The 23,860-nt window shown below is 70.5% G+C and carries 25 protein-coding genes; 17 read left to right on the forward strand and 8 right to left on the reverse strand.

The window, feature by feature from the left end:
- Positions 1-204: 204 nt before the first annotated feature.
- The 3 genes from NE236_RS05225 to NE236_RS05235 all read left to right on the forward strand — a co-directional run bounded on the left by NE236_RS05225 (position 205) and on the right by NE236_RS05235 (position 3,189).
- Positions 205-873 carry a bifunctional DNA primase/polymerase gene (locus NE236_RS05225; protein WP_252840648.1) on the forward strand — a complete coding sequence of 223 codons (669 nt, stop codon included), beginning with the start codon at positions 205-207 and terminating at the stop codon, positions 871-873.
- A 19-nt stretch (positions 874-892) separates the two neighbouring features.
- Positions 893-2,185, forward strand: coding sequence for a glutamate-1-semialdehyde 2,1-aminomutase (gene hemL / locus NE236_RS05230; protein ID WP_252840649.1), 1,293 nt, complete (start codon positions 893-895; stop codon positions 2,183-2,185).
- Positions 2,186-2,739: 554 nt separating this feature from the next.
- Entirely contained in the window at positions 2,740-3,189 is a 450-nt protein-coding gene (locus NE236_RS05235) for a hypothetical protein (protein WP_252840650.1), read from the forward strand.
- 211 nt (positions 3,190-3,400) lie between these two features.
- On the opposite strand, the gene NE236_RS05240 is transcribed toward NE236_RS05235, so the two are convergent.
- The 4 genes from NE236_RS05240 to NE236_RS05255 all read right to left on the reverse strand — a co-directional run bounded on the left by NE236_RS05240 (position 3,401) and on the right by NE236_RS05255 (position 7,902).
- On the reverse strand, positions 3,401-5,002 hold the full coding sequence (locus NE236_RS05240; RefSeq protein WP_252840651.1) for an MFS transporter: 1,602 nt from the start codon (positions 5,000-5,002) through the stop codon (positions 3,401-3,403).
- Between the two features lie 196 nt (positions 5,003-5,198).
- Positions 5,199-6,116, reverse strand: coding sequence for a TIGR03619 family F420-dependent LLM class oxidoreductase (locus NE236_RS05245; RefSeq protein WP_252840652.1), 918 nt, complete (start codon positions 6,114-6,116; stop codon positions 5,199-5,201).
- Entirely contained in the window at positions 6,113-6,982 is an 870-nt protein-coding gene (locus NE236_RS05250; RefSeq protein ID WP_252840653.1) for a dihydrodipicolinate synthase family protein, read from the reverse strand. The genes NE236_RS05245 and NE236_RS05250 overlap by 4 nt, the downstream gene beginning before the upstream one ends.
- An 11-nt stretch (positions 6,983-6,993) precedes the next feature.
- Entirely contained in the window at positions 6,994-7,902 is a 909-nt protein-coding gene (locus NE236_RS05255; RefSeq protein WP_252840654.1) for an EamA family transporter, read from the reverse strand.
- 73 nt (positions 7,903-7,975) lie between these two features.
- Here NE236_RS05255 and NE236_RS05260 point away from each other — a divergent pair, with 73 nt between their 5' ends.
- The 4 genes from NE236_RS05260 to NE236_RS05275 all read left to right on the forward strand — a co-directional run bounded on the left by NE236_RS05260 (position 7,976) and on the right by NE236_RS05275 (position 11,086).
- Entirely contained in the window at positions 7,976-8,872 is an 897-nt protein-coding gene (locus tag NE236_RS05260) for a LysR family transcriptional regulator (protein WP_252840655.1), read from the forward strand.
- 29 nt (positions 8,873-8,901) lie between these two features.
- A complete protein-coding gene (locus NE236_RS05265; RefSeq protein ID WP_252840656.1) occupies positions 8,902-9,261 on the forward strand; it encodes a Fic family protein in 360 nt (119 codons plus the stop codon).
- A gap of 89 nt (positions 9,262-9,350) precedes the next feature.
- Complete coding sequence (locus NE236_RS05270; protein WP_252840657.1) at positions 9,351-9,908, forward strand: RNA polymerase sigma factor; 558 nt, start codon at positions 9,351-9,353, stop codon at positions 9,906-9,908.
- A 14-nt stretch (positions 9,909-9,922) separates the two neighbouring features.
- Positions 9,923-11,086 (forward strand): CU044_5270 family protein, encoded by a 1,164-nt coding sequence (locus NE236_RS05275; protein WP_252840658.1) that lies wholly within the window; start codon positions 9,923-9,925, stop codon positions 11,084-11,086.
- 114 nt (positions 11,087-11,200) lie between these two features.
- Here the strand turns inward: NE236_RS05275 and NE236_RS05280 are convergent, their stop codons facing one another.
- Positions 11,201-12,103, reverse strand: a complete 903-nt coding sequence (locus NE236_RS05280) for an alpha/beta fold hydrolase (RefSeq protein WP_308209049.1) — start codon at positions 12,101-12,103, stop codon at positions 11,201-11,203.
- A 64-nt stretch (positions 12,104-12,167) separates the two neighbouring features.
- Here NE236_RS05280 and NE236_RS05285 point away from each other — a divergent pair, with 64 nt between their 5' ends.
- The 4 genes from NE236_RS05285 (at position 12,168) to NE236_RS05300 (ending at position 15,493) form a co-directional block, all read left to right on the forward strand.
- The gene (locus tag NE236_RS05285; RefSeq protein ID WP_252840659.1) at positions 12,168-12,707 is read left to right on the forward strand and encodes a helix-turn-helix domain-containing protein; all 540 of its coding nucleotides are present in this window, start codon (positions 12,168-12,170) and stop codon (positions 12,705-12,707) included.
- A 95-nt stretch (positions 12,708-12,802) separates the two neighbouring features.
- On the forward strand, positions 12,803-13,738 hold the full coding sequence (locus NE236_RS05290; RefSeq protein WP_252840660.1) for an ABC transporter ATP-binding protein: 936 nt from the start codon (positions 12,803-12,805) through the stop codon (positions 13,736-13,738).
- On the forward strand, positions 13,735-14,523 hold the full coding sequence (locus tag NE236_RS05295; RefSeq protein WP_252840661.1) for an ABC transporter permease: 789 nt from the start codon (positions 13,735-13,737) through the stop codon (positions 14,521-14,523). The genes NE236_RS05290 and NE236_RS05295 overlap by 4 nt, the downstream gene beginning before the upstream one ends.
- A gap of 49 nt (positions 14,524-14,572) precedes the next feature.
- Positions 14,573-15,493, forward strand: coding sequence for an LLM class flavin-dependent oxidoreductase (locus NE236_RS05300; RefSeq protein WP_252840662.1), 921 nt, complete (start codon positions 14,573-14,575; stop codon positions 15,491-15,493).
- Between the two features lie 365 nt (positions 15,494-15,858).
- Here NE236_RS05300 and NE236_RS05305 read toward each other — a convergent pair whose 3' ends face one another.
- The gene (locus NE236_RS05305; RefSeq protein ID WP_252840663.1) at positions 15,859-16,233 is read right to left on the reverse strand and encodes an ATP-binding protein; all 375 of its coding nucleotides are present in this window, start codon (positions 16,231-16,233) and stop codon (positions 15,859-15,861) included.
- Here NE236_RS05305 and NE236_RS05310 point away from each other — a divergent pair.
- Positions 16,232-17,164, forward strand: coding sequence for a helix-turn-helix domain-containing protein (locus NE236_RS05310; protein ID WP_252840664.1), 933 nt, complete (start codon positions 16,232-16,234; stop codon positions 17,162-17,164). The two genes, NE236_RS05305 and NE236_RS05310, sit on opposite strands and share 2 nt — an antisense overlap.
- A gap of 152 nt (positions 17,165-17,316) precedes the next feature.
- A complete protein-coding gene (locus NE236_RS05315) occupies positions 17,317-17,793 on the forward strand; it encodes an HIT family protein (RefSeq protein ID WP_252840665.1) in 477 nt (158 codons plus the stop codon).
- A gap of 2 nt (positions 17,794-17,795) precedes the next feature.
- Here NE236_RS05315 and NE236_RS05320 read toward each other — a convergent pair whose 3' ends face one another.
- Together NE236_RS05320 and NE236_RS05325 are read right to left on the reverse strand one after the other, a co-directional pair.
- On the reverse strand, positions 17,796-18,353 hold the full coding sequence (locus tag NE236_RS05320) for a hypothetical protein (protein WP_252840666.1): 558 nt from the start codon (positions 18,351-18,353) through the stop codon (positions 17,796-17,798).
- Positions 18,354-18,687: 334 nt separating this feature from the next.
- Positions 18,688-19,863 carry a L,D-transpeptidase gene (locus NE236_RS05325; RefSeq protein ID WP_252840667.1) on the reverse strand — a complete coding sequence of 392 codons (1,176 nt, stop codon included), beginning with the start codon at positions 19,861-19,863 and terminating at the stop codon, positions 18,688-18,690.
- Positions 19,864-20,244: 381 nt separating this feature from the next.
- Here NE236_RS05325 and NE236_RS05330 point away from each other — a divergent pair, with 381 nt between their 5' ends.
- Genes NE236_RS05330 through resB form a run of 4 tightly spaced genes read left to right on the forward strand, consistent with a single transcriptional unit; the run spans position 20,245 to position 23,860 of the window.
- Positions 20,245-20,877, forward strand: coding sequence for a histidine phosphatase family protein (locus tag NE236_RS05330; protein WP_252840668.1), 633 nt, complete (start codon positions 20,245-20,247; stop codon positions 20,875-20,877).
- Positions 20,878-20,932: 55 nt separating this feature from the next.
- The gene (locus tag NE236_RS05335) at positions 20,933-21,511 is read left to right on the forward strand and encodes a TlpA family protein disulfide reductase (RefSeq protein ID WP_252840669.1); all 579 of its coding nucleotides are present in this window, start codon (positions 20,933-20,935) and stop codon (positions 21,509-21,511) included.
- A 5-nt stretch (positions 21,512-21,516) separates the two neighbouring features.
- Entirely contained in the window at positions 21,517-22,248 is a 732-nt protein-coding gene (locus tag NE236_RS05340; protein ID WP_252840670.1) for a cytochrome c biogenesis CcdA family protein, read from the forward strand.
- A gap of 25 nt (positions 22,249-22,273) precedes the next feature.
- A complete protein-coding gene (gene resB / locus NE236_RS05345; protein WP_252840671.1) occupies positions 22,274-23,860 on the forward strand; it encodes a cytochrome c biogenesis protein ResB in 1,587 nt (528 codons plus the stop codon).

The raw sequence follows: 23,860 nt of genomic DNA on the forward strand, positions 1-23,860 counted from the left end.
CCCATGCGTCGCTCACCCTCCTCACTCGCTCCGTGACCGGGCTCGTTCCTCACCCGGCCACTCCGGCCGCTGCGTCGGATTCGCTCCGTGCAGCCGTGACCCCGCCCGGTGGGGCGGGTCACGGCTTCGCCGCTTTTCGGGGGTTCCCGTAACCGGCCAAGGAGCGGCGCGCCATCATCGGAAGAGGAGCGGAGGGGGAGCAGGATGCTGGATGTAACAGCGAAGCGAACGAACAGGTCGGCCGGCCGCCGCAAGACGGGCGAGTCGGTCAGACGCGAGCGCATGGCGGCCGCCGTACAGGAGTACGCCGCCCTGGGATGGCCCTGTTATCCGGGCGAGCATCCGGCGACCGACGGCACGCGGGCGTGTTCCTGCGACCGGATCGGCTGCCCGTCGCCCGCGGCGCATCCCCGGTCACAGGTGTGGCAGCGGCAGGCCACGGTCGACGCCGACACCCTGGCGCGCTGGTGGGTGAGGGATCCGGAGGCCAACATCGTCCTGCCGACCGGCAGGGTCTTCGACGTCTTCGACGTGCCGACCGAGCCGGGCCGCGTGGCGCTCGAGATGATGGAGCGGGAGGGCGTTCCGGTGGGCCCGGTCGCCGCCCACGGCGACGAGCGGTACCTCTTCTTCGTCGCCACCCGCGGCGCGCCCGTCGACGAGGACGAGTGGTGGTCCTGCCACCTCGACACCGTCCCGGAGAGCATCGCCGACAGCCCCGGCATGCGCTGGCACTGCCGGGACAGCTACATCCTCGCGCCGCCGTCGGTGCTGCCGTTCGACCGTACGGTGACCTGGGTGAGGGAGCCGCACGGCGCGCCGCTGCCCGACCCGATGCGGCTACTGGAGATCCTGGCCGACGCCTGCGACTGACGTCTGGGAGACTCGTGGGGTGACTTCCACGAATCGTTCCGAAGAACTGTTCGACCGGGCCGGTGCGGTCATACCGGGCGGAGTGAACTCCCCGGTGCGCGCCTTCGGGGCCGTGGGCGGCACCCCGCGGTTCATGGCCTCGGCTCGTGGTCCCTACCTCGTCGACGCCGACGGCAACGAGTACGTCGACCTGATCTGCTCGTGGGGTCCGATGATCCTCGGGCACGGGCACCCGGAGGTCGTCGAGGCCGTGCACCGGGCCACCGAGTACGGCACCTCGTTCGGCGCGCCGACCGAGGGCGAGGTCCTGCTGGCCGAGGAGATGGTCGCCCGCACACCGATCGACAAGGTCCGCCTGGTCAGCTCGGGCACCGAGGCGACGATGTCGGCGATCCGCCTGGCGCGCGGCTTCACCGAGCGCTCGAAGATCGTGAAGTTCGCCGGCTGCTACCACGGCCACTCCGACGCGCTGCTGGCCGCGGCCGGGTCGGGCGTCGCGACGTTCGGCCTGCCCGACTCGCCTGGTGTCACCGGCGCGGCCACCGCCGACACGATCGTGATCCGCTACAACGACATCGCCGCCGTCGAGGAGACGTTCGGCGAGCACGGCCACGAGATCGCGTGTGTCATCACCGAGGCGTGCCCGGCGAACATGGGCATCGTCCCGCCGACCGAGGGCTTCAACGCCGCCCTCAAGCAGATCTGCGAGCGGTACGGCGCCCTGTTGATCGTCGACGAGGTGCTGACCGGTTTCCGCGTCTCCTCCTCCGGCTGGTACGGCCTGGAGGGCGTCGCCGGCGACCTGTACACCTTCGGCAAGGTGATGGGCGGCGGCCTGCCCGCGGCGGCGTTCGGCGGTCGCGCCGAGATCATGGACCGCCTCGCCCCCGCCGGCCCCGTCTACCAGGCGGGCACCCTGTCCGGAAACCCCCTGGCCACCGCCGCCGGCCTGGCCACACTGCGCGCAGCCACCGACGAGGTGTACGCGCGGATCGATCACGCCGCCACCGTGGTCGCCCAGGCGGCCACGGACGCCCTGACCAAGGAGGGCGTCCCGCACCGGCTGCAGACGGCGGGCAACCTCTTCTCGATCTTCTTCGCCGAGGGGGCGGTGCTGGACTTCGAGCAGGCGCAGCGGCAGAGCACCCGGCGCTACGCCGCGTTCTTCCACACCGCGCTCGACCACGGCGTCTACCTGCCGCCGTCGGCGTACGAGGCGTGGTTCCTGAGCGCCGCCCACGACGCCACCGCTTTGGAGCGCATCGCCGACGCGTTGCCGCACGCCGCCCGCGCCGCCGCCGAGGCCGCCTGACCCGCGAGGTCACAACAGCCCGAGGTGCGGCAGCGGTTTCTCGACAGCGGCGATGAGGTGCTCAGTGTCGGCGAGCGCCTCCTTCGCCACGTAGGGGTTGCCGCGTCCTCGGGCATGGCGGGGTGTTCGAGTCTGCCCGGATCGGTGGGCGCGATAGCGGTGGCGGTCGAGTGAATGTGCATCGCCGCGGAGCCTTGTCTCCAGCGGTGCCCCGGCTCCTCACTGCTGATGCCGGTCGGCGCCAGGCTTCATTCATGCGCGCGTTTCCCGGATGTTTCGTCCCGTTTTCCTGATGTTCAATCTCGGTCGAGTCGCTCTGCGCAACCGGTAATCGCGGAAAGTGGCGACCTGTGTTGGTCGGGGTCGTGACCTGCGGCGATGCGGGGATGTTCCGGATTAGTTGTTGAAGCGTGCTGTGTCCAAAAAAATGGTTCGATCGTCCCCCTTGTCGGGTGCGGATCCGTCGTGCCATGATCGCCGCACGCGCCCTCCCGCGAGCGAAAAGACGGTTGAGGGGCATGCCATCCGCATGGTGGCATCGAGGAAGGATCACGGTGAAGCGCAAGAATCTCATTTCTTCGATCGTCATGGCCGGAGCGATCCTGGCTACGAGCGTTGCCCTGGCCCCCGCCGCGAGCGCTGACCCGACCGCATCGATCTGTGGATCGGGTTACCACACGGTCTATGGCCCTAAGTGGGTGTACTCCTACTACAACGTGTACGCCGGTGATGTGTACATCGCCTACAACTCATCGAACGGCTACAACTGCGCTTACCTCAACCTGGGTTCTTCGACCACAAAGGGTTCGCTGGGATGGCAACATTCCATCCAGATCAAGAGCGCGAACGGCCGCTCCAGCAGCCCCGACGGCGGCTACTTTAATTCTTATGCCGGCCCGGTATACGTCTATTCTCCGAGCGACTGCGTCGCGGCGGTCGGATATATTACCGACCCCAAGGCAAACGACAAGCGGTACGACACCCTGTGGCAAGCCTGCTCGTGACCGGGCCGACCGCCTCGCTCCGACTCAAAGATCGACCCACTGGTGACCCTCCACTCGGTCCGTACCAGGACTAGAGGAACAGACGCCGTCTGATGCCCGCTCTCCAGAGCGGGCATCAGTATTTGACGGAGGAGGTAGAACGTGATCGTCGAGGTTGTTCGGGCCTGTGGGCGCGAACGACCTCGACGATCACGGACCAGGGCGGCCGCTGCTACCGGGCGCCGCGGGTCTGGGGAACTGCGGGTACGGGCTCCTGCCACGGTCGATCGGTCGGCTCGAGCTCAGGCGTCTGTTCGGCGGGGGCGGTGTCCTTGGCGGGGGCCGTGACCGGGACGTTGCGGAGAACGGCGAAGGCGATCAGGGCCGCGGGCACCAGGACCATCGCGCCGGCCAGGCCGGTGATGTTCAGTCCGTGGGTGAAGGCGGTCCGGGCGGTCTCCAGGAGAGCCTGGCCGGCCTGGCCGGGGACGTGGGCGGCGCTGCCGAGGGTGTCGCGGGCGGCACGCAGGGTCTCGGCGGGGATGCCGGCCACCTGGACGTCGGCCATCTGGTGGTGGTAGACGGCGGTGCCGATCGAGCCGAGGATCGCGAAGCCGAGCGCCCCGCCCAGCTCGCTTCCGGTCTCGGCGACCGCGGAGGCGGCGCCCGCCTGCTCGGCGGGGGCGGCGGTCAGGATCAGATCGGCGGTGAGCGAGGTGGCCACCAGCATGCCCGCCGCGAGCAGCCCGGCCCCCGTCAGGATGACGGCCAGTGACTGGTGGACGTCGACCTGAGTGGTCACGACCAGGCCGCAGGCAGACACCAGCAGCCCGGTGGCGATGACGAAGGCGGGGCGGACCTTCTTGGCGGCGATCCCGGCGACCGTCATCGCGACCATGATGAACGGCATGACCGCCAGCGACCACAGCGAGGCCTTGAAGGGGCTCATACCGTGGACGACCTGCAGGTACTGCATCGTGTAGAAGCTGAAGCCGAGCATCGCGAAGTTGGTCACCGTGTTGACGCCGACCGACGCGCTGTAGGTCCGGTGCCGGAACAGGCTCAGGTCGATCAGCGGGTGGGCGATCGTCCGCTGGCGGTGCCAGAAGACGACCCCGACGGCGAGACCGACGACGATCGAGATCACCGGGAGGAGCGCGTAGCCGTCAATGGCGAGCTCCTTGATGCCGTAGACGATCGGCAGTACGGCGCCCAGCGACAGCAGCGAGCCGAGCACGTCGAACCGGCCGGCGGCGGGGTTGCGGAACTCCGGCAGCAGCACCGGCCCGAGCGCGAGCAGCAGCACCATCGCGGGCACGTTGATCAGGAACGCCGATCCCCACCAGAAGTGGTTCATCAGCGCGCCACCGACGATCGGCCCGACCGTGACGCCACCGGTCATGGCGCCGGTCCACACGGCGATCGCGGTCTTGCGCTGCCTCTCGTCGTGGAACATGTTCCGGATCAGCGCCAGCGTGGAGGGCATCAACGTCGCGCCCGCCAGCCCCAGCACCGCGCGAGTGCCGATGAGCATTCCGGCGCCGGTGGAGTAGGCGGCGGCGACCGACGCGGCGCTGAAGGCCACAGCGCCGATGAGCAGCAGCCGGCGGCGGCCGATCCGGTCGCCCAGCGCACCCATCGTGATCAGCATGCCGGCCAGCACGAAGCCGTACATGTCCATGATCCACAACAGCTGGGTGCCGGATGGCTTGAGGTCGGCGCTGATGAACGGCATCCCGAACAGCAGCACACTCACGTCCATCGAGACGATCAGGCATGGCAGCACCAGTACCGCCAGCCCGATCCACACTTTCTTGCCCGCCCTGACGTTCACGGCCTGTGTCCTTTTCCTCGGAGGGATCGATGAGGTATGGACACACCCTCGCCGGGTCCGCTGACCGCCCTCGCACCATCGGCTGACCGTCAACGTGCGCGCGGTCAGGCCGTCACAGGGTGCCCGTGATCAGCGGGGATGGTTCTTGCTGTCGAACGTCCGGCACGCGTAGATCAAGCGATGCGACGGGATCCGATCACGGGGCGAGGCCTTCGAGGATCTCCTCGGCGCGGGCGGTGGCGGAATCGGGTTCGGCGTCCGGGGAGCCGATCAGGGGGTCGTAGTTGAGGTCGTAGAAAAGTTCGGTGACGCCCTGCTCGGAGAGCCAGGCCGCGTCCTCGCGGATCTGGTCATGCGACCCGGACAGGCGCAGGCGCGCGCCGGACTCGTCGCGGGCCTCCTCGCCCGCCCGTACGACGCCGCGGACGACGACGCGGACACCGCCGGGGTCCTTGCCCGCCTCCTCGGCGGCGCGCCGGACGATCGCGATCTGCTCGTGGATGCGGGACAGGTCGGTGACGCTGCGGCTGAGCCAGCCGTCCGCGATCCGGCCCGCGCGCTTCAGTGCGGCCTCGGCGACTCCGCCGAGCAGCACCGGCGGGTGCGGCTTCTGCACGGGCTTGAACGCCTGCCGGCTCGGCGGGATCGTGTAGAACTCCCCGTCGAACGAGCTGACCTCGTCCTCCCACAGGGTGCGCAGCGCGGCGACGAACTCCTCGGCCCGCCTGCCGCGCCGCTCCGGTGACACTCCACTGGCGACGAACTCCTCCTGCTGCCAGCCGGCGCCCAGCCCGAGGTCGAGCCGCCCGCCGGACAGCACGTCCAGGGAGGAGGTCTCCTTGGCGAGGTACACGGGCGTGACGAACGGGAAGTTGATCAGAGAGACGCCGAGGCGGATGCGGGAGGTGCGGGCGGCGGCGTAGGCGAGCGTGATCAGCGGATCGAGGACGCTGCGGTAGACCGGGTCCAGCGCCTCCTTGTCGGCGGGCGTGAGCAGGCGATGGAACGTCCACAGCGACGCGTAGCCGAGGTCCTCCGCGCGCTCGGCGAAGTGACCGAGGTTCCGCGGGCTGGCCCATGCCCCCGACATCGGGGCGCCGAATCCAATCCTCATACCGCCAATTTTCGCAGCCCGTCGAGCGCGGAGGTCACCGGGGCGGCGGCGGGCGGCCGCAGCGGCGACCGTACGGCGGCGTCGGCGATCAGGCCCCGCTCGGCGAGCACCGCCTTGATGACGCTGGGGGACGGCTCGGCGAACAGCGCGTTCACCAGGGGCAGCAGCGCGTTGTGCAGGTGGCGGGCGCGGGCCGGATCCCCGTCCCGTACGGCGCCGGCCATCGCGGCGAACGCGGCCGGGGCGACGTTCGCCGAGGCCGTGACGCCGCCCGCCGCGCCGAGCTGCAGGAGCGGGTACAGGAACGCGTCATCCCCGCCGAGCACGCCGTGGCCCTCGGCGAGCAGGGTCAGAGTGTCCGCGTCGATCGCTCCCGCGCAGTGCTTGATGCCGGCGACGTACCCGGTGGCGAGCAGTTCGAGAAGCGTCTCGACGCGCAGCGTCTTTCCCGTGCGGTACGGGACGTTGTAGACGATCAGCGGCACTCCGGCCGCCGCGCCGACCGCCGCGAAGTGGTCGAGGACGCCCTCGTCGGTGGGGCGGACGTAGTACGGCACGACGGCGAGCAGCAGGTCCGCGGAGGTCGCGCGGTCCAGTGCCTGCCGGGCCGACTCGTCGGTGCCGATCGTGCCCGCGCCGACGGTCAGCGGCGTGCCGTACGCGTCGCTGACCTTCCGGCAGGTCGCGATGACCCTGCGCCGCTCGTCGGCGGTGAGCAGGGCGCCCTCACCCGTGGTGGCGAGCGCGACCAGCCCAGCGGCGCCCTCGGTGAGGACGTGGTGGGCCAGGCGTTCGAGGGAGGGGACGTCGAGGGCTCCATCCGGTCCGAACGGCGTGACGAGCGGAACGTGGATGCCATGGAGCATCGAGGTCTCCTTCAGCGGGTCCGGGCGAGGGCGGCGGGCGGGGCGTCGGCCGGTCGCCGGGAGGGCTTGCGGCGGCGGACGCTGCCGAGGGCGACACCGCCGACGATGAGGCCGCCCGCGATCACGTCGGGGGCCGTGATCTGCTCGCCGAGCACGAGCGCGGCCGAGGACATGCCGAACAGCGGCACCAGGAGCGAGTAGATCGCGACCTGCCCGGCGTTGTACCGGCGCATCAGCCGGCCCCAGAGTCCGAATCCGACGAGCGTCGACAGGTAGGCGATGTAGGCGAGCGCGCCCAAGGCGCTCGCCGAGATGTGCGTCAGCGCGTGCAGGTCCGCCCAAGGACCCTCGAAGATCAGTGACAGGGCGAGCAGCGGCAGCGGCGGCACCACGCTGACCCAGACCATGAACCCGAACATGTCCGGCGGTTGCGCCTTCCGCATGCCGATGTTGGCCAGTCCCCACATGCCCGCCGCGCCGACGCACAGTGCGAACGCGAGCACCGGGCCGCCCTGGCCCAGCGACAGAGCGATCACCCCGATGCCGGCGAACGCCACGAGCATCCCCGCCAACTGCGCCCGGCGCATCCGTTCGCCCAGCATCGGCACGGCGAACGCGGCCGTGAACAGTGCCTGGGTCTGCAGGACGAGCGATGCCAAGCCGGCGGGCATCCCCAGGTGCATGGCGATGAACAGCAGGCCGAACTGCCCGACGCCGAGGGGGAGCCCGACGAGCGCCAGGCGCCGCCACGGGATCGCCGGCCGCCGGACGAACAGGATGGCGGGGAACGCCGCCGCGACGAAGCGCACCGCGGCGAACAGCAGGGGCGGCAGGGTGCCGAGCCCGACGTCGATCACGACGAAGTTGAAGCCCCAGATCGCGGCGATCATCACCGCGATGGCGATGTGGCGAGGTCTCATGCCCTCGATGCTCGTGGCATCGAGGTTTTAGGACAAGCGAATGTTCCTTAAGGTGTCCGTGTAGCATGACTACATGCTGGATTTGGAGCGGCTACGCGCCCTCAACGCCGTGGCCACGTACGGTTCCGTCAGCGCCGCCGCCGACGTCCTGCACGTCACGACCTCCGCCGTGTCCCAGCAGGTCGCCAAGCTCGAACGGGAGACCGGCCAGAAGCTCCTGGAGCGGAACGGCCGCGGCGTCCGCCTCACCGACGCCGCCGCGCTCCTCGCCGCGCACGCCGAGCGCATCCTCTCCATGGTCGAGGCGGCGGAGTCCGACCTGGAGGCCCACCGGGGCGCCGTCGTCGGCGAGCTCGCCGTCGCGGCGTTCCCCACGGCAGCGCGCGGCCTGATGCCGCCCGCCCTGAGCCTGATGGCCGTGGAACACCCCCGGCTCACGGTGACCCTGCGCGAGCTGGAGCCGCATTCGTCCGTGCCCCTGGCCGCGCGCGGCGAGATCGACCTGGGCATCGTCCAGGACTGGTTCAACGTGCCGCTCGCGATCCCGGACGGCCTGGTGAAGGCGCCGCTGCTCGACGACGTCGCCGACGTGGCCCTGCCCGCCGGCCACCCCCTCGCCGACCGGGACGTCATCGACCTGGCCGGCATGCGCGGCGAGGCGTGGATCGCCCAGTCGGCCGGCGCGATCTGCCGCGAGTGGCTGGAGCACACGCTCCGTACGGCGAGCCTCGAACCGCGCATCAACCACACCGCCGACGAGTACGCCACGCAGCTCGCCCTCGTGGCCGCCGGCCTGGGGTGCGCGGTCATCCCCCGCCTGGGCCGCTGCGACGTCCCGCCCGGCGTACGCATCGTCGCGGTACGTCCCGCGCTGACCCGGCATGTGTACGGCGTCTGGCGCGCCGAGGCCGCCCGCCGCCCGGCCATCCGCGCCGCCGTCGCCGCCCTCCGCGCGGCCGCCGGCGCGTGAATTTCGGCGGTTTTGAGCTGGCCGAGCGCTTGACCGGACCGTTTGAACGCGCGGTGTACGTGATGTTCCTCGTCGCCGAGGTCCACCCGTTCGACGACGGTAACGGGCGGATCGCGAGGATCATGATGAACGCGGAGCTCGTGGCGGGTGGCGAGGTGCGCATCATCGTCCCGATCGTGTACCGGGCGAACTACCTGTCGGCCCTTAAGGGCGCCACGCACAACGGCGCGTACGGGGCGCTGGTCAAGATGCTCTCCTTCGCCCGCAAGTACACCGCGCGGATCGACTTCTCCGAGCGGGCGCCGGCGGAGGCCGGCCTGGAGCGCACGAACGCCTTCCTCGACGCCCACGAGGCCGACGAGGCGAGGGTCCGGCTCGTCCTGCCCTGATCTTTTTCGGAGGTGACCGGTAAAGGTGGGACGGGGCACCGGAAGTACTGGTGAAAGGTCACCGACCCCCCCCGAAGGGCAGGGATTCCGTGGACGACCCGGAGAACTCCCGAAGACGCTTCACCGAGCTCTACGACGAGAACTACCGGCGCGTGCTGGGCTACGTGATCACCCGCACCGAGCCGCACGCCGCCGAGGACATCGTCAGCGAGACGTTCGTCATCGCCTGGCGGCGCCTGGACCAGATACGGGAGCCGGCGCTGCCCTGGCTCATCGGCGTGGCCCGCAACCTGCTGCTCAAGCAGCGCGACAGCGGGTTCCGGCGGCGTGCGCTGGTCGACCGGGTCACCGCGATGACCACCGACGCCGACCTCGTGGCGTGGGACGTCGCCGATCACGTCGTCGAGCGGGACAGCGCGCTCGGGGCGATCGCCCGGCTGTCCGAGAACGACGTCGAGGTGCTCTCCCTGGTCATGTGGCACGGCCTGGCGCCACGCGACGCCGCGAAGGTCGTCGGCTGCTCGGCGGCGGCGTTCTTCGTCCGCCTGCACCGCGCCCGGCGCCGCCTCGCCAAGGCGATCGACAACGCCCCCGCGCCCGGCGCCCGCCGTCCCGCCTCCCGCGTCGCCGACAGGGCGACCCGATGACTTCTGGAGTCTCGATGAACCGCAACGCCGATGACATGTTCCGTACGCTCAGGCCGTCCGGCCTGGACACCGCGGTCGCCGAGTCCCACGCACGCCGCCGCGAGCAGGACCTGGCCAATGCCCTGAACGACGCCCGGCCCGGCCTTGCCGTCCCCGTGACGACCGCCCGGCGCCGGATGCCGCGCGTGCTGATCGCGGGTCTCGCGGCCGGCGCGGTGGCCGCCACCGCGGCCGGCGTGATCGTCGCGTCCGACGGCTCCGGCCGCTCGGGTGGCGTGCGGCCGACCGCGTCGGGGACCGGCCAGGCGTTGGACGCGCGCACCGTCCTGCTCGCCAGCGCTGAGACCGTCGCCAGGACGCCGGCCACCACCGGCGCCTACTGGTACGTCCGGGAACGCGAGACGGGTCTCGTCCAACCGGACACCGCGATCGACAAGGCGACCGCGAAGAGGCTCGCCGCGAAGGGGCGTGTCCTGAAGTCCGCTCCGATCACCGCGTCCGTGAGCAAGACCGAGGAGAGCTGGGACGGCCGTAATCGTCACGACCGTACGATCACCGGCATCGACCCGAAGATCACCTTCGCCTCGCCGGCCGAGGAGGCCAAGTGGAAGAGGATGAGCCCGGCGGAGCGCCGGCGGTGGGATCTGGACGTGTCGGGGAAGCCGCAGGTCAGCAACTATGACTTCTCGAAAGTCAGGCTCAGCCCGACTCAGCGGGACCAGTCGATCGAGCAACTGACCAAGCTGCCGACGGACGTCGCCGCGCTCGAGAGGGTGATGCGCAAGTGGTACAAGGACGAGAACCAGGAGTCGACCGACCACGACGGCGTGCCGACGGGTGACAGCTTCGCGCTCTCCGTCTTCGGCAACGCCCAGGACCTCTTGGCGGGTCCGCTCACGCCCGGTACGAAGGCCGCGCTGTACCGCGTGCTCGCCAAGCAGCCGGGCATCCGCTACCTCGGCACGGCAACCGACCCGATGGGCCGCAAGGGCGCGGTCCTCGCCATGGGGTCCGGCGATGACGCCCAGCAGGCCAAGTCGGGCGGGGAGATCCGTCTGATCATCGACCCGAAGACGGGACAGCTCCTCGCCCAGGAGTCAGGGGACCGCAAGGCCCCCATGCTGATCATGACGTACGAGGCCATGGGCTGGGTGAAGAGCCTCGGCGCCCGACCCTGAACGAGCCGGGGCCTGGCGGCACTGCGGGCGAGCCGCGCGGCTCGCCCGCAGGTCCTCACCCCGTGACCGGCCGAAGGGCCGCCCGCGCATCGCCGGGCGGCCCTTCACCGTGGCTCAGCCCTTCGCGGCGTGGAGCAGGTCGGTGATCGCCTGAAGCACGGTGTCGGGGCGTTCCTCGTGCATGAAGCCGTGCCCGGCGTCGTCGAGAACGCGCTGCTCGCCGCGGGGGACCGACGCGGCCAGTTCCGCGTGGATGGTGCGTTTGATCTCGTTGATCTCGCGTAGGAGATCTCCGGGCCACAGGTGGGCCTGGGTCGCGTCGTGACCCATGGCGGTGAGCACGATGAGGGGCACGTCGGGCAGGTCCGGTGCGCGCCGGAGCTCGTCGGCGACCTCGGTGTAGAGGTTCTTGTCCTCGTTCCACGCGGTCCGCCACGCGGTGAGGTGGTGCTCGATGAGCGGCCCGCGGACGGAGTCCGGCCAGGCGGCGAAGTGCTCGGCGAGCGCGGGGCGGGAGCGCTGGATCTGCTCCTCGGTCGGCTCCGGCAGTTCCTGACTCTTCATCTTCTCCAGCATCTCCGGGACCTGCGCGGGCGCGCGGACGAGGAAGTCCTCGTGCGTCGGGTCCAGCAGGAGCAGCCCGGCCACCTCGTCGGGGAATCGCTGGGCGAAGTGGCGCGCGTAGCCGCCGCCCAGGGAGTGGCCGACGAGTACGTACGGGGCCGGAATCCCGGCGGCGGGCAGTAGGGCGTGCAGTTCGTCGGTGACCGCGGTGGCCGTACGGGGCAGCTCCACCGGGTCGCTCCACCCGGTGCCCGCCCGGTCGTAGATGACGCTGCTGGTCAGCTCGGCCACGCGGTTCTGGGTGTTCACGTAGTCCAGGCCGACCAGGCCGGCTCCCGGTAGGAAGACCACGGCCGGCTCACCGGTGCCGGACCGGTGCAGCATCAGCCGCCGGCCCCCCACGTCGTACAGACGCCCCAGCGGAGGCCGGTTCTCCAGTGTCGCAGGCGGCACGAGCCACTCCTCAGATCATTGGTCTCAACTTTGAGAACGGTATCACTCGTGAGATCGTAGGGGAATGGACACCGTGGATCTGCTCCTGCATCCGGTGCGGCTCCGCGTCGTGCACGCCATGTCCGGTGAGCGGACGCTCACGACCGCCCAGCTGTGCGACCTCCTGCCCGACGTCTCGAAGGCCACCGTCTACCGGCACGTCGGCCTGCTGGCCGACGGAGGTCTTCTCGAGGTCGACGGCGAGCAGCGGGTGCGCGGCGCCGTCGAACGCCGGTACCGGCTGTGCCGGGCACGAGCCGTCATCGACGCCGAGACGGCCGCGTCCGTGTCACCGGAGGACCATCGCCGCGTGTTCGCCGTCGCCATGGCCACGCTGCTGGCCGAATTCAACGCCTACCTCGACCGCGACCACGCCGACCCGGTCGCCGACGCCGTCGGCTACCGCCAGCACGCGATCTGGCTCAGCCCCGACGAGCGCGCCGAGATGATCGGCGAGCTCCGCGACGTGATCGTCTCCCGGATGGCCCACGAACCCTCCCCGGACCGCGTCCGCCACCTCCTCAGCCCCATCCTCTTCCCCGCCGAGACGACGCCGGACCCCTGACGAAAGTCGGTGGTCCGGGCTGTCGATCGCCCAATGTGGTCCTGGTGGGCCGAGCCGTACGTTCCTGTCGACCTGACACGGAACGGGGCGAGATCGTGATCACTCTTCGGGGCCTGACCAAACGGTACGGCGAGACGACGGCGGTACGGGATCTGTCGCTGGAGGTCCTGCCCGGCAGGGTCACCGGGTTTCTGGGACCCAATGGGGCCGGCAAATCCACCACGATGCGGATGATCCTCGGGCTCGACCGGCCGACCGCCGGCGAGGCCCTCGTGTGCGGGCGGCCGTACGCCGCCCTGCGGAATCCGCTGCGGCGGGTGGGCGCGCTCCTCGACGCCAAGGCGGTTCATGCGGGGCGGAGCGCCCGCGCTCACCTGCTGGCGATGGCGCGGAGCAACGGCATCCCGGCCCGGCGGGTCGGGGAGGTCATCGACGTCGTCGGCCTGACGCCGGTGGCCCGCAAGCGGGCGGGGACGTTCTCGCTCGGCATGAGCCAGCGGCTCGGGATCGCGGGCGCGCTGCTCGGCGACCCGGAGGTGCTGCTGTTCGACGAGCCGGTGAACGGCCTCGACCCCGACGGGGTCCGGTGGGTCCGCGAACTGGCGCGGTCCCTGGCGGACGAGGGCCGTACGGTGCTCGTCTCCAGCCACCTCATGAGCGAGATGCAGCTGACCGCCGACCGGCTCGTCGTGATCGGGAAGGGCCGGTTGCTGGCCGACGCGCCGATCGCCGAGGTGATCGCCGGCAGTTCGCGCAACCGCGTGGTGGTGCGCAGCCCCGACACGGACCGGCTCCGCCTGCTGGCCGACCGGCTGACCGCGGCGGGCATGACGGTGGAGCGGGTCTCCGCACAGGAGATGACCGTGTGGGAGGGCTCCGTGGAGGCCGTGGGGGACCTGGCCCACCGGCTGGCGGTGCCCCTGCACCGCCTGGAGGAACGCGCGGCGTCGCTGGAGCAGGCGTACATGGAACTCACCGCGGAAAGCGTCGAATTCGGCGCACCGGCGGCGGCGGGCGGGGCGGGGCGATGACGGCGACCACCCGTACGGCACGGCGTGGCGGCGGTCTGCCCGGGGCGGTCGCGGCCGAGTGGACGAAGCTGTGGTCGGTGCGTTCCACCTGGTGGTGCCTGCTGGGCGCGGCGGCGGTGATGGCGGCGGTCTGCGCCCAACTGGCCGTCTCCCACGTGTACGACAACACCCATCCCGACCGGCCGCATCCCGGGGTGGAGTCCGCCGGCGAGGTGGCGATCTCGGCGGTCGGCCTGGTGCAGGTGGTGATGCTCGCGGTGGCGATGACGGTGATCACCTCGGAGTACTCCACCGGCCTGATCCGTTCCACGCTGCTGTGGACCCCCGTACGCCGGCGATTGCTGCTGGCCAAGGCGGTGGTGCTCGTTCCGGTGATGTTCGCCGTCGGAACCGTGCTCGGACTGCTCGGCGCCGGGGCGGCCTCCCCGCTGCTCGGCCGCTGGGGCACCTTCCCGGTGCCCGATGTCATCGCCGACGCCATGGCCGTCGGCACGTACGCCGCCGTGGCCGGGGTGTTCACGCTGGGCGTCGGAGCGGTGCTGCGGAGCGCCGTCGGCACCCTGACCACGGTGTTCCTGGTGCTGATGGTGCTGCCGACGCTCCTCGGCGCGGTCGGCGGACCGGGCGAGAAGGCCGGCCGGGTCCTGCCGAGCGTCGCGGGCGACCACTTCATGCGCGGGGACGCCCATCCGTACGGTCCGATGGTGGGCCTGGCCGTCACCGTCGGATGGGCGGCGATCGCCATGCTGGCCGGAGCGTGGGTGCTCCACCGCCGCGACGCCTGAGGGACGATCGATCAGCCGTGGCCGCCGGAGGCCGGAGTAGTGTCGGAGGGTGCGCTTCGCGATCTCCATTCCGCAGTTCTTCGGCGACGGTGAGTTCGATCCCGGTGGGTTCCGGGCCTACCTGACGCGGGCGGAGCAGGTCGGCTTCGACAGCGCGTGGACCCAGGAGCAGGTCCTCGGCTCGATGCCGCATCTCAGCCCGCTCGAGACCATGACGTACGCGGCGGCCTGCACCGAACGGCTCCGACTGGGCTGCGCGGTGTTCGTCAGCACCCTGCACAACCCGCTCCACCTGGCCAAGAGCATCAGCACGCTCGACCAGATGAGCCGGGGCCGTCTGGAGGTCGGCGTCGGCACCGGCGGGCGCGGGAGGGCGTTCGCGGCGTTCGGCATCGACCCGGACGGCTTCGTCACCCGCTTCACCGAGGGCCTCCGGCTGATGAAGGCATGCTGGACCGACCCCGAGATCAACTTCGAGGGCCGGTTCTGGCAGGTCGAGGGCGCCGCGATGGAACCCAAGCCCTTCCAGAAGCCGTACCCGCCGCTGTGGTTCGGCGGCAACCACCCCAACGCGCTGCGCCGCGCGGTCCGGCACGGCGACGGCTTCTTCGGCGCGGGCTCCCAGACGACCGAGCGGTTCGCCGACCAGGTGCGGATCGTACGAGAGGCGCTCGCGGAGGCCGACCGCGACCCACAGGACTTCCGCATCGCCAAGCGCGTCTACATCGCGGTCGACGACGACGCCGCGCGGGCCCGGCGGCGCGTCACCGACGGCCTGAACCGGCTGTACGGCCGCTCCGGAGGCGACGAGTTGACCCCCGTCGCGGTCTTCGGCCCGCCCGACGAGTGCGTCCGCGGCCTCCGCGAGGTCGCGGACGCGGGCGCCGAGATGATCCTCTTCACCCCACTCTTCGACCACGCCGCCCAGCTGGAACGCCTCGCCGCCGAGGTCATGCCCCACCTGCCCTGAAACGCCGTCCGCCGCCCCGAAGGCCCGGCAACCGTCTCCGCTGAGCCGGTCGGCCGTCTCCGGATGCGATCGTCGGCGGTCCTGAGCCCGGTCGCCGGTTCCGCGACGGGGTACGGGTGCATCCTCTGCGGCCTCGGCCAGCGCCCAAGAGTCGGTGATCGAGGCCGAGCCCGTCTGCACACAAACGAGCCGTCCAATGGGAGTTTCGGCAGGACAGAAGAGATCACGGAGCCGATTTGTGTCCGAACGGGTTCGCACCGAGCATTGTGCGGGCCACGGCGAGCACCGGCCCCTCACCTCCGTGCTCGCCGCGGCCCGCGCCGCGCGATCGGCTTCGGGGGAAGACCCGATCGCGCGGAGCCTTTTCATCGGCCGCAGCGGGCCCAGACCGTCTTGCCGTCACCGTCCGCCCGCCAGCCCCACTCCGTGGCGTACGCCTGGACGATGAACAGCCCACGGCCGTCCTCCTCGTCCGGCTCGGCGGCGCGGATCGACGGCTCGCCGTCGGCGCAGTCCCGAACCTCGACGAGTACGGTCCGGTCGCCCGGACGGCTGATCGTCAGCTCGAACACGGCACCGAGCCGGGCGGCGTTGGAGACGAGTTCGGTCGTGATGAGGTGCACGTCGTCCAGCAGGTCCGGCAGCGCCCAGTCCTGGAGCCGCCGCTCGACCGCCAGCCTGGCCACCTTGGCGGCGCCCGGATGCGGCCCCAGCTTGAGAGAGTACGAGTCGGCGGTCATGGCCCTGCCCATCGTGTGCATCGCGGGATTTCCGATTCGAGTCTCACTCTGTTGTCGCGCGACTACTCTCGGCAATGGAAGGAGCTCGACAACCTCCGACAGCTTCAGCCCGGAGGGCGACATGGGATATCGGCGTGAGGTGGACCCGACGGCTTCGGTGGCGGCGCTCTTCGCCCACAAGCTGCGGAGGTATCGCGACGCCAACGGCTGGACGCAGGACGCCCTCGCCGACCGCGTCGGCTGCACCGGCGACCTCATCTCGAAGATCGAAACCGCGAAGCGTTCCGCGACGACGGCGATGTCGGAGGACTTCGACCGGCTCTTCGCCCTCGACGGCTATTTCACCGAGCTGCAGCCCCTCGCCGCTCGCGAACTCGCGCTCGGCTGGTTCCGCCCCTTCCTCGAAGCGGAGGGCACCGCGTCGTCGATGCACATCTTCGAGCCGATGCTGATCACCGGCCTCCTCCAGAACGAGGACTACGCCCGCGCCGTCCTGGCCGCCGGCAACCACCCCGACAGGGTCGAGCAGCTCGTCGCCACCCGCATGGAGCGCCAGCAGATCCTCCGCCGCGACGAGCCCCCGTGGATAGTCCTCCTAGTGTCCGAGTACGCCATCCGCCGCAAGGTAGGCGGCCCCGAAGTAATGCGCGCCCAACTCCAACGCCTCCTCGACGCGATGAAGGAGCCCAACATCACCATCCAGATCGTGCCGGAGGACGCGCCGGTATACCTCTCGATGCCTTTCACAATCATGGGATTCGACAATGGGCCGGACGTGGCCTACGCGGCGACAGGCGAGCTCCCAGGTGGTATCACGAAGGAAAATCGGTACGTCGGGTGGCTAAAAGCCCGCTTCGATCTGGTCAGGTCAGCGGCATTGTCTGCTGCGGCGTCCGAGGAGCTCATCCGTTCGGTTCTGGAGGGCACGTGAACGTTGAAGGACTGTCGTCGGTCCAATGGCGCAGAAGCACGCGGAGTGACGAGCAGGGTGGTCAGTGCGTGGAAATCGCCGTCGTTCAGTGATCGTCGAGGGTGTTCGTAGCGGGAGAGCCTAAAACTCTCGACGATCATGAAGGGCGAGTCGTGGCCGATCCGCAGGATTCGTGTCTCACGTGTGAGCTGCTCTCCGGGACCCGGCCGTTGCCCGGCGGGCGGATTCACGAGGGCTCGGGGTGGGTCGTGGCGCACTGCGTCGGGCCGCTGGGGGTCGGGACCCTCGTGGTGAAACCGGTCCGCCACGTCCTGCACGTGGCGGACCTGGACGAGGCCGAGAGTGCGGCGCTCGGGCCGTTGTTGCGGCGGACGGCGGCGGCGGTCACCGAGGTGGTCCGGCCGGAGCAGGTGTACGTCTGCCTGTGGTCGCACGCGGGCGGCGTGCCCGGCCACATCCACTTCGTCGTCCAGCCGGTCACCGAGGCCGACATGAGGCGTTTCGGTGCGTTCGGGCCGGAACTGCAGCGAGCGATGTTCCGCGCCGGAGAACTGCCGGAGGAGTCCCAGGTCGAGGCCGTCTGCGCACGGCTGCGCGGCGTCCTCGCCGATCCGAACCACGTGGGGTGAGATCAGGCGTCCGGCCAGACGCGGCGTTTGCCGGGGACGGCCATCAGGTCGCCGACGACGAACTCCTGTCGCGGCCCCTGCCAGGCGTACGGCATGAACACCGCGAGCGCGCAGCCCGCCTGGTGCTCGACCTCCATGGCGACGGCGTCGACGGTCCCGGGCGGGGTCGTCGGGGCGCCGTTCTGCCAGTCCGTCGATCGGCGGATCTGGACGTTCACGGGTGCGGTGTCGCCCGGCGACGGCTCCTTCATGCGCACGTAGTAGGCGATCGTGGCGCAGCGCAGCTCGGCCGCCCGGGTGCGGTAGTCGTCGGCGAGGTGGTGCAGCGTGGCGGCGGTGGCCGTCTCGTCGTAGGTGTAGTCCGCCTCGTACTGCGCGGCCCTCCGGAGCACGCCGTCCGCGTCCATGACCAGACCGAACGGGTGGAGCAGCGGGGTGTCCGGGTCCGGGCGCAGAGTGTTCTCGGCGCCCTCCAGAACGGCGGCGAGACAGGCGTCCATATCGCCCCGGGCGCGCCGGGGAACGGAGCCGTCCATGAGCATGAGGCTCAGCGTCTGCATCGGATGGGGGTACGTGGGGGCGGATTCGCCTGCGGCTCGCCAGGAGGACACGGCCCGAGATCTTATCCGTGATCGGTCCACCACGGTGGGCTGTCGGCATCGATCGATGGGCGCTGTTCACCGGTCGCGTCGCCGGACCGTCGTGGTCGCCCGTGGCGGGTCTCCCAGCGGCGAACGGAACGCTCGGCCAAGGTGCCGCAGGGAATGTGATTCGTCCACCGTTGAGGCATTCGCGGGAGCGATTATCGAGACCTGTGCTCGCCGGGGTGCGGCTCCCGGATTCCCGAGGACGAGGCGGTACGGGCGGCGCTCATGGCTCACCGGAGGTCCGACGTCAGCGCTGGAGGTCGCCGTTCTTGAGCCAGGCGTCCCAGGAGTAGTTCCAGAACTTCCAGTCGCCCGCGTTCGTCTCGTCGACGAACCGGCGGGTCGTACCGGTGACCTTGACGATGTCGCCGCGCTGGGCGATGCCGAAGAAGTAGCGGGCTCCGGCGGGTGAGGTGCGGACGCAGCCGTGGCTGGCGTTCCGGACGCCGAGCGCGTCGTACTCGCCCACGCTCTGGTGGACGTACTCGCCGCCGTCCGAGATCCGCACCGCCAGGTGGACGTCCTCCTTGTAGTAGTCGCAGCCCGGCTGGTTCGGCCCGCAGTTCGGGGACTCCATCGGCACCACCTGGGCCTTCTCTTTGGTCAGGTGGATGCCGCTGGTGGTGGTGTACTCCCGGGTGGTGGCCTTGCCCATACTGATCTTGAAGGTCTTCATGACGCCGTCGTGGTCGACCTTCATGTAGTGCGTCTTGGAGCTGGCCACCGTGACGTTGGACGCCCCGATCGAGAAGGCCTTGGTCACGTCGGCCGTGCCATACACGCCCTTGGCCGCGCGCACGCCGGCCAGGTGCGCGGTGAAGACCACCTTCTGGTGCGGCTGCCAGTAGCGGTGGGTGCGGTAGACGACCTGCCGGTCCGACATCCAGTGCCAGGCGCCCTCGTCCGCCTTGCCCGCCCTGACCTCGAGGGCGTGCTGGACCTGGTCGCGGTCGGCCACCGGGCCGTCGAACGTCACCATGATCGGCATTCCGACGCCGACATTCTCCCCGGCCTGCGGGGTGACGTCGGCGATGGCGATCCGCCGCCCCGCCGGGGCCGTACGGAACCGGCTCGTCACCGCGCTGAGCCGGCCCCTGGAGTTCCGGGTCGTGACCTTCACCTGGTACCAGGCACCGGGTTTGAGGGTCCAGGTGGTCTTCCACGACGTGTGGTCCGCGCCGAACACGCCCGGCGCCGTCGTGCCGTCCTGCCGTACGTCCACCTCTTCCAGCCGCCCGCCGGAGACGGCGACCGCGACGCCCTGGTCGGGTCGGGCGGTTCGCGTGGCGTCCGCCGGGGTGATTCTGACCGTCGCGTCCGCCGAGACCGACGTGGCCTTCTGGCCACCGCCGGAGCAGGCCGTCATCGTGGCGACGGTCGCGGCCGCGAGGGCAAGACCGGCGAACAGCCGCCGATTCCTCATGTCGATCTTCACTTTCTATGAGATGCGCGTGCGGCGGATAGGTTCGCCCGGGCGGCGTGCGACTCAAGGATCGCGGAGACCGGCCCGAACGCCGCGATGCCCTGCGGCGTGTCCACGAAGGACCTCAGCACCCCGGTGTGGCAGTGGTCACCTGCATCCGGCGCCACCTGCATCGGCTGCAGGTGGCAGCGCATGCAGGTAAGGGCTCAGACCGGACTTCGTCCCGGTGAGCATCCCTGATGACATCCATCCCGCCGACCGCCGACCGCCGACCGCCGACCGCTGACGGCGGGTCGGCGGTCTGGCGAAGGATGTCGCCGTTCCCGACTCGCTGGTGGGGTCGGCGGAGCTGCGCCCGGGGGCCGGTAGGGTGGGACCGCTATGAAGACGATCGTTCATCTGCTGCGCCACGGCGAGGTGCACAACCCCCAGGGTGTCCTGTACGGGCGGCTGCCGGGCTACCACCTCAGCGACGACGGCCGGCTGATGGCGAAGGCGGCGGCCAAGTGGTTCGACGGGCGTGACATCACCACGCTCGTCTCCTCGCCGATGGAGCGTGCCCAGGAGACCTCCGAGCCGATCGCCGAGACGCTCGGCCTCCCGGTGGGCATCGACGAGCGCCTGATCGAGGCCGGCAACCACTTCGAGGGCCGCACGTTCGGTGTGGGCGACGGGTCGCTGCGCCGGCCCGAGCACTGGCCGTTCCTCTGGAACCCGTTCCGTCCCTCGTGGGGCGAGCCGTACGAGGAGATCGCCCGGCGGATGCTGGCCGCCATGGCCGACGTGCGCGACGCCGCGCGCGGTCACGAGGCGGTGTGCGTGAGCCACCAGCTGCCGATCTGGGTGACGCGGCGCAGGGTCGAGGGCCGCCGGATGTGGCACAACCCGGCGCGTCGGCAGTGTGGCCTGGCCAGCGTGACGAGCTTCACGTACGACGACGACCGCATCGTCAAGGTCGACTACGCGGAGCCGGCGAGCGAGCTGTACCGCCGCCCCAGTGTGCCCGGCGCCTGAGCCCTCCTGCACAATAGAAGCGAGTACTACACGATGTAGTAGTAGGAGTGTGCCCGTGCCCCCCCGTGCCCTGACCTTTCCGGCGGTGATCCTGCTCGGTGCCGGCGTGCTCGCGGGATGTGCGGGCTCCGGTTCGGTGCAGAGCGGCCCCGGCGGCTCGGACTCGCGCTACGTCGCCGGCGACAACTCCAGCCAGATCCTGAAGAACCGCAGGTCGGCGCCCCAGGTGAAGGGCACCACGCTCGATGGCAAGCCCTTCGACCTCGCCGAGCTGAGCGGCAAGGTCGTCGTCGTGAACTTCTGGGCCTCCTGGTGCGCGCCGTGCCGCGCCGAGGCGCCGACGATGGAGAAGATCTACGAGCAGACCAAGGGCTCGGGCGTGCAGTTCCTCGGCGTCGACATCAAGGACGGCAAGGACAACGCGCAGGCGTTCGCCCGTACCTTCAAGATCACTTACCCGAGCCTGTACGACCAGGCGGGGCAGGTCGCGCTCGCCTTCCGTGACATCCCGCCGAACGCCGTCCCCTCCACCCTCATCGTCGACCGGCACGGCAAGGTCGCGGTCCGCGTCATCGGCAGCGTGCCCTACTCCCGGCTCCAGGACCTCGTCACCAAAGTCGCGGCCGAGAAGTGACGTAGATGAGCACCATCACCAGCGGATCGCTCGTCATGGCGTTCCCGGTCGCGGCGGCGGCCGGGCTGGTGTCGTTCCTGTCGCCGTGCGTGCTGCCGCTCGTGCCGGGCTACCTGTCGTACGTCACCGGCATGAGCGGCGCGGACCTCGCGGAGCAGCGGCGGGGGCGGCTGCTCCTCGGGGTCGCGCTGTTCGTCCTCGGGTTCACGATCGTGTTCGTGAGCGCCGGGCTGGCGTTCGGCGGGTTCGGCGCGCTGCTGCAGCGGCACGCCGCCGTCATCACGAAGGTGCTGGGCGGCGTCACCATCGTGCTCGGCCTGGCGTTCATGGGGTTCGTCCCGGGGCTGCAGCGGACGGTGAAGTCGAGCCGGCTGCCCGCCGCCGGGGTGGCGGGCGCTCCGCTCCTCGGCGCGCTGTTCGGCCTGGGCTGGACCCCGTGCATCGGCCCGACCCTCGCGGCGGTGCAGGCGATGGCCTACACCGAGGCGAGCGCGGCGCGCGGCGCGCTGCTGTCCTTCGCCTACTGCCTGGGCTTGGGCGTGCCGTTCCTGCTCACCGCCGTCGCGTACCGTAGGGCGCTGGGCGCGTTCGGCTGGGTCAAGCGCCACTACCAGGCCGTCATGCGGATCGGCGGCGGCCTGCTGGTCGCGATCGGGGTGCTCCTGGTGACCGGGGCATGGGGCCACCTCACGGTCGAACTGCAGGGCTGGGTGTCCGGTTTCAAGACGGTGATCTGATGAGCTTCGACAGGGGGGCACGCCCGTGAGCGTCGACGCTCCCGAGGCACAGGCCGCGCCGCAGGCGCCGAAGGACCGCCCGGCGGGCATCGGCCTGATCGGCTGGCTGCGCTGGGGATGGCGGCAGCTGACCTCGATGCGCACGGCGCTGGTGCTGCTGTTCCTCGTCGCGCTCGGCACCGTGCCCGGGTCGTTCCTGCCGCAGCGCGGGCTCGCGCCGGAGAAGGTCGCGACGTTCTTCGACCGGCACAAGACGCTCGCGCCGTGGCTGGACAGGCTGTCGCTGTTCAACGTGTTCTCCGCGCCCTGGTTCGCGGCGATCTACATCCTGCTGTTCATCTCCCTCGCGGGCTGCGTGCTGCCGCGGACCAAGCACCACTTCTCGCAGCTGCGGTCCCGCCCGCCCAAGGCACCGCGCAATCTCCGCCGGCTGCCGGAGGCGGCGTCGTACGAGACGGCCGCCGCGCCCGACGAGGTGCTCGCCGAGGCGCGGAAGATCCTCAAGGAGCGGCGGTTCCGCCTCGACGCGTACGACGACGCGGTCGCCGCCGAGAAGGGGTACCTCCGCGAGACCGGCAACCTGGTCTTCCACCTCGCCCTGCTCGTGCTGCTGTTCGCGGTCGGCTCCGGCACGGCGCTCGGCTACAAGGGCAACGTCCTGGTGACCGAGGGCGAGGGCTTCTCCAACACCCTCACCTCGTACGACGCGTTCAAGGGCGGGCGCAGCTTCAACGCCTCGAAGCTGCCGCCGTTCACGGTCTGGCTCGACTCCTTCAGCGCGAACTACCTCACCAGCGGTCCCAACCGCGGGCAGCCGACCAAGTTCGCGGCCAAGGTGCGCTACCAGGCGGGCCTGAAGTCCCCGGTCACGTCGTACGACCTGCAGGTCAATCACCCGCTCGTGGTCGACGGCGCCCGCGTCTACCTGCTCGGCCACGGCTACGCGCCCCGGTTCACCGTCCGCGACGGCAAGGGCCAGGTCGCCTTCCAGGGCACGGTCCCGTTCCTGCCGAGCGAGGAGTCGACGTTCACCTCCGAGGGCGTCATCAAGGTGCCCGACGCCCAGCCCGACCAACTCGGCATCGTCGGATACTTCTGGCCCACGGCCGTGCCGAACCAGCAGGGCAAGGTCGTCTCGGCGTTCCCCGCCGCCTGGAATCCGCAGGTCGCCCTGTACGTCTTCAAGGGCGACCTCGGCCTGTCAAACGGCGCCCCGCAGTCGGTGTACAAGCTGGACACCGCCAAGCTGAAGCCGATCGTCATGGGGAACCAGACCAAGCCGCTGGCGATCGGGCAGACCCTGACGCTGCCGGGCGGCGCGGGCTCGGTCACCTTCGACGGCTACAAGCAGTGGATCAGCGTCCAGGTCAACCATGACCCCGGACGGGTCCCCGCCCTCTCCGCCGGCATCATCGCGATCATGGGCATCGTCACCTCCTTCCTCGTGCGCCGCCGCAGGGTGTGGGTCCGTGCGAAGGCCGCCGACGGCGGGCGTACCGTGGTCGAGGTCGGAGGGCTCACGCTCGGCGGCGCTACTCCGGACTTCGACGCGATCGTCGAGCGGCTCAAGAAGGCCGCTCCCGAAGAACCCCCGAACACAGACGAGGAGTGA

It is taken from the genome of Actinoallomurus purpureus (assembly GCF_024055795.1).
Classification (GTDB): Bacteria; Actinomycetota; Actinomycetes; order Streptosporangiales; family Streptosporangiaceae; genus Actinoallomurus; species Actinoallomurus purpureus.